Here is a 3,528-nt window from a genome sequence, read left to right as displayed (position 1 = left end):
AAAGTTTACTTGCAGTCCTTATTGCAACGCGGATCAACATTGACAGAAGCACCAGTGGCGGTAGCCACGAGTTGACTGAGAGGCTCAGGGCGTGATGGGGCAAACAATCAAAAGCCAGAGCCAGAGCCGGATCAAAAGATCGCAGCCTGCGGCAGCTCCTACACAGGATGAGCGTTAGCTCGGCTGTAGCTTTTGATCTTGATTCACCGGCCGCGTCGGCAGGCTGAGTGGAGGGGTTGATCCGGGGGTGGGAGCGCAGCGACCGTTTGGCGAAGCCAAACACATCGAGAGGAGGTGCAGCGCAGCAAACCGTAGGCGATGCCCCCGGATCAATCCCGGAGCGAAGGAACCCCGAGCCCCAGCGAGCGGGCCGTACGTTGCGGCAGCGTTTTTTTGCTTACTTTTTTTAGGCGTTTGTAAAAAAAGTGAGTCGCCGTAAGGGCGAAACCCTAAGCAGCCGTTACCGCAGAAACGGATATTCACAAAAAACACCCATAGCCTGGTCGGCCCACAGGCCGCCAAGGCAAAAAAAAGGGGCAACCGAAGTCGCCCCAAAATGCCTTGCGTGCTCATCAAACCCAAAAAGACCTACGGTTTCTTCCGCTTATTCGCATCTTTCCAGATAAAAAATCCAAACCCTGCAAAAAACAGAACCATAAGGCCAACCGTCAAAACACCGGCAAACACCACGTTATCGAAAAACATGACTGGCCTCCTGGCCCCTGCTTTGCTGCGATGGAACTAAGTTAACCAATCAGGCAGGCGCAAGAATTGACCGGGATCAATGCTCAGAGAGACGGGAGATAAAGGAGGGGGAAATAACTGACCTGCATCAACGGATGCAGGGAGGATCAACGCTTTTTCGGTTTGTTTTTCGGCTTTTTCTTCGCTTTTGCCAGCGGCATCGCCTGCTCGAAAGCCTGACGCACTTCGTTCAGACGCTTATCGTTAAGGTCATGAACCCGCTTGGCACGCTCGGCATTAAGGTCGATCAGTTTGTCGTCTTGGCTCATGGCATTCGTTACATCGCAGAAGATCAATCACAACTGCCGGAACACCAGCAGAACTGCGCCAATAATGCGGCTTTGCCTGCCTGCCGGACAACCTCAGATTTCAATATCGACCCACAAGCCCTGACGCGGCTGGTCTTCCATCAGCGGCACCACCGGCACGGTGTTGTCGGCATTCAGTTCGGTACCGGGAACGGCAAGGTGTTCTTCCGGGTCTTCATCGGCCTCGCGGCGACGGCGATCGCGCTCCTGCTGGCGGCGCTGTTCCTCACGCAGTTGCAGCGCAGCCTCTTCCGGGTCGCGTTTTTGCAGATCGATCGTGCTTTCGCTGGAGCTTTCCTGCACCGGTACCACCGGAGGAATGTCCGGCCGCTGGCGGATCGGGTCTTGCTGGGAAGTGATCGGCACAGCGCTCAGGGGGAGCATCGGTGGCAGCATATAAGGGGTCTCCTGTCAGAAGGCTATCGGCTGCGGCCAAGGTGCCTTGAGCCACCGGTCGTAAATCTGTGACGTGCTTGGCACCTGTTGGCGCTGTCGAAGGCTGCGAACTTCATCAGACAGCGCAAAACCCAAGGGTTCTCAAAGATCAAAAGATCACAGTCTGTGGCAGCTTTTGCCCAGTAATCTTTGGCCCTGAAGCCCGCATTCCGTTAAGATAGCCCGCTTTTTCAAGGTGGGAGTCAGGCAGCATGGCGCAGCAGTATCAACCGGGGCAACGCTGGATCAGTGACAGCGAAGCCGAGCTGGGTTTAGGCACCGTTCTGGCACAGGACGGCCGCTTGTTGACCGTGCTCTACCCGGCCACTGGCGAAACTCGCCAGTACGCGCTAAGGAATGCGCCCCTCACCCGCGTGCGGTTCTCGCCGGGTGACTCGATCACTCACTTCGAAGGCTGGAAACTGACCGTACAGCAAGTCGACGACGTCGATGGCCTGCTGGTCTACCACGGCCTCAACGCACAGAACGAAGCCGTTACGCTGCCGGAAACCCAGCTATCGAACTTCATTCAGTTCCGTCTGGCCAGCGATCGTCTGTTCGCCGGGCAGATCGATCCGCTGTCGTGGTTCTCCCTGCGTTACAACACCCTCGAACACACCAGCCGCCAGTTGCAGTCTTCGCTGTGGGGCCTTGGCGGTGTTCGCGCCCAGCCAATCGCTCACCAACTGCACATCGCCCGCGAAGTCGCTGACCGTATCGCGCCACGGGTTTTGCTGGCGGACGAAGTGGGTCTGGGTAAAACCATCGAAGCCGGTCTGGTGATCCATCGCCAACTGCTGTCGGGTCGCGCCAACCGCGTGCTGATCCTCGTGCCGGAAAACCTCCAGCACCAGTGGCTGGTCGAGATGCGCCGCCGCTTCAACCTGCAAGTCGCGCTGTTTGACGAAGAACGCTTCATCGAAAGCGATGCCGCCAACCCGTTCGAAGACACTCAACTGGCGCTGGTTGCGCTGGAATGGCTGGTCGATGACGAAAAGGCCCAGGACGCGCTGTTCGCCGCCGGTTGGGATCTGCTGGTGGTCGACGAAGCCCACCACCTGGTCTGGCACGAAGAGAAGGCCAGCGCCGAATACACCCTGGTCGAACAACTCGCCGAAGTCATCCCGGGCGTGCTGTTGCTCACCGCAACCCCGGAACAACTCGGTCAGGACAGCCACTTCGCGCGTCTGCGCCTGCTCGACCCGAACCGTTTCCATGATCTGGCCGCTTTCCGCGCCGAGAGCGAAAACTATCGCCCGGTGGCCGAAGCCGTTCAGGAGCTACTGGACAAGGGCCGTCTCTCGCCAGAAGCGCACAAGACCATTCACGGTTTCCTCGGCAACGAAGGCGAAGCCCTGCTGGCCGCCGTCAACGATGGCGACACCGAAGCCAGTGCTCGCCTCGTGCGCGAACTGCTTGACCGCCATGGCACCGGCCGCGTGCTGTTCCGTAACACCCGCGCCGCCGTGCAGGGTTTCCCGGAACGCAAACTGCACCCGTACCCGCTGCCGTGCCCGGACGAATACCTCGAACTGCCGCTGGGCGATCACGCCGAGCTGTACCCGGAAGTCAGCTTCCAGGCACAGCCGGATGCCAGCGAAGAAGAACGCTGGTGGAAATTCGACCCTCGCGTCGAATGGCTGATCGATCAGCTGAAAATGCTCAAGCGCACCAAAGTGCTGGTGATCTGCGCCCACGCCGAAACCGCGATGGACTTGGAAGACGCGCTGCGCGTGCGTTCCGGCATCCCGGCCACGGTGTTCCATGAAGGCATGAACATCCTTGAGCGTGACCGCGCCGCCGCTTACTTCGCCGACGAAGAGTTTGGCGCACAGGTACTGATCTGCTCGGAAATCGGCAGTGAAGGTCGTAACTTCCAGTTCGCTCACCATCTGGTGCTGTTCGATCTGCCGTCGCACCCGGACCTGCTGGAGCAGCGTATCGGTCGTCTCGACCGGATCGGTCAGAAGCACATCATCGAGCTGCACGTGCCGTACCTGGAAACCAGCCCGATGATGTGCTTCTGACCGATCCGGTCGAG

The 3,528-nt window shown here is 58.9% G+C and carries 3 protein-coding genes and 1 pseudogene; 1 reads left to right on the top strand and 3 read right to left on the bottom strand.

What is annotated here, in order from left to right; all coding sequences use genetic code 11:
• Positions 1-588: 588 nt before the first annotated feature.
• The 3 genes from ccoM to ACIOZM_RS30185 all read right to left on the bottom strand — a co-directional run bounded on the left by ccoM (position 589) and on the right by ACIOZM_RS30185 (position 1,448).
• Positions 589-705 (bottom strand): cytochrome c oxidase subunit CcoM, encoded by a 117-nt coding sequence (gene ccoM / locus ACIOZM_RS30195; RefSeq protein ID WP_007959205.1) that lies wholly within the window; start codon positions 703-705, stop codon positions 589-591.
• A 146-nt stretch (positions 706-851) separates the two neighbouring features.
• On the bottom strand, positions 852-1,013 hold the full coding sequence (locus ACIOZM_RS30190) for a hypothetical protein (RefSeq protein ID WP_166656011.1): 162 nt from the start codon (positions 1,011-1,013) through the stop codon (positions 852-854).
• A 93-nt stretch (positions 1,014-1,106) separates the two neighbouring features.
• Complete coding sequence (locus ACIOZM_RS30185; RefSeq protein WP_401220984.1) at positions 1,107-1,448, bottom strand: aspartate-semialdehyde dehydrogenase; 342 nt, start codon at positions 1,446-1,448, stop codon at positions 1,107-1,109.
• A 251-nt stretch (positions 1,449-1,699) separates the two neighbouring features.
• Here ACIOZM_RS30185 and rapA point away from each other — a divergent pair.
• Positions 1,700-3,505 (top strand): annotated as a pseudogene (rapA, locus tag ACIOZM_RS30180) (RNA polymerase-associated protein RapA); the annotation flags it as partial.
• Between the last annotated feature and the right edge of the window lie 23 nt (positions 3,506-3,528).

It is taken from the genome of Pseudomonas sp. NPDC087346 (genome assembly GCF_044744235.1).
Lineage (GTDB): Bacteria > Pseudomonadota > Gammaproteobacteria > Pseudomonadales > Pseudomonadaceae > Aquipseudomonas.
The sequence above is the reverse complement of the archived record's forward strand: the minus strand, read 5'-3'. Positions and strand labels throughout refer to the sequence as shown.

Coding starts and splice junctions, on each gene's coding strand:
- ccoM (WP_007959205.1), bottom strand. CDS start 705: ATGTTTTTCGATAACGTGGTGTTTGCCGGTGTTTTGACGGTTGGCCTT.
- ACIOZM_RS30190 (WP_166656011.1), bottom strand. CDS start 1,013: ATGAGCCAAGACGACAAACTGATCGACCTTAATGCCGAGCGTGCCAAG.
- ACIOZM_RS30185 (WP_401220984.1), bottom strand. CDS start 1,448: ATGCTGCCACCGATGCTCCCCCTGAGCGCTGTGCCGATCACTTCCCAG.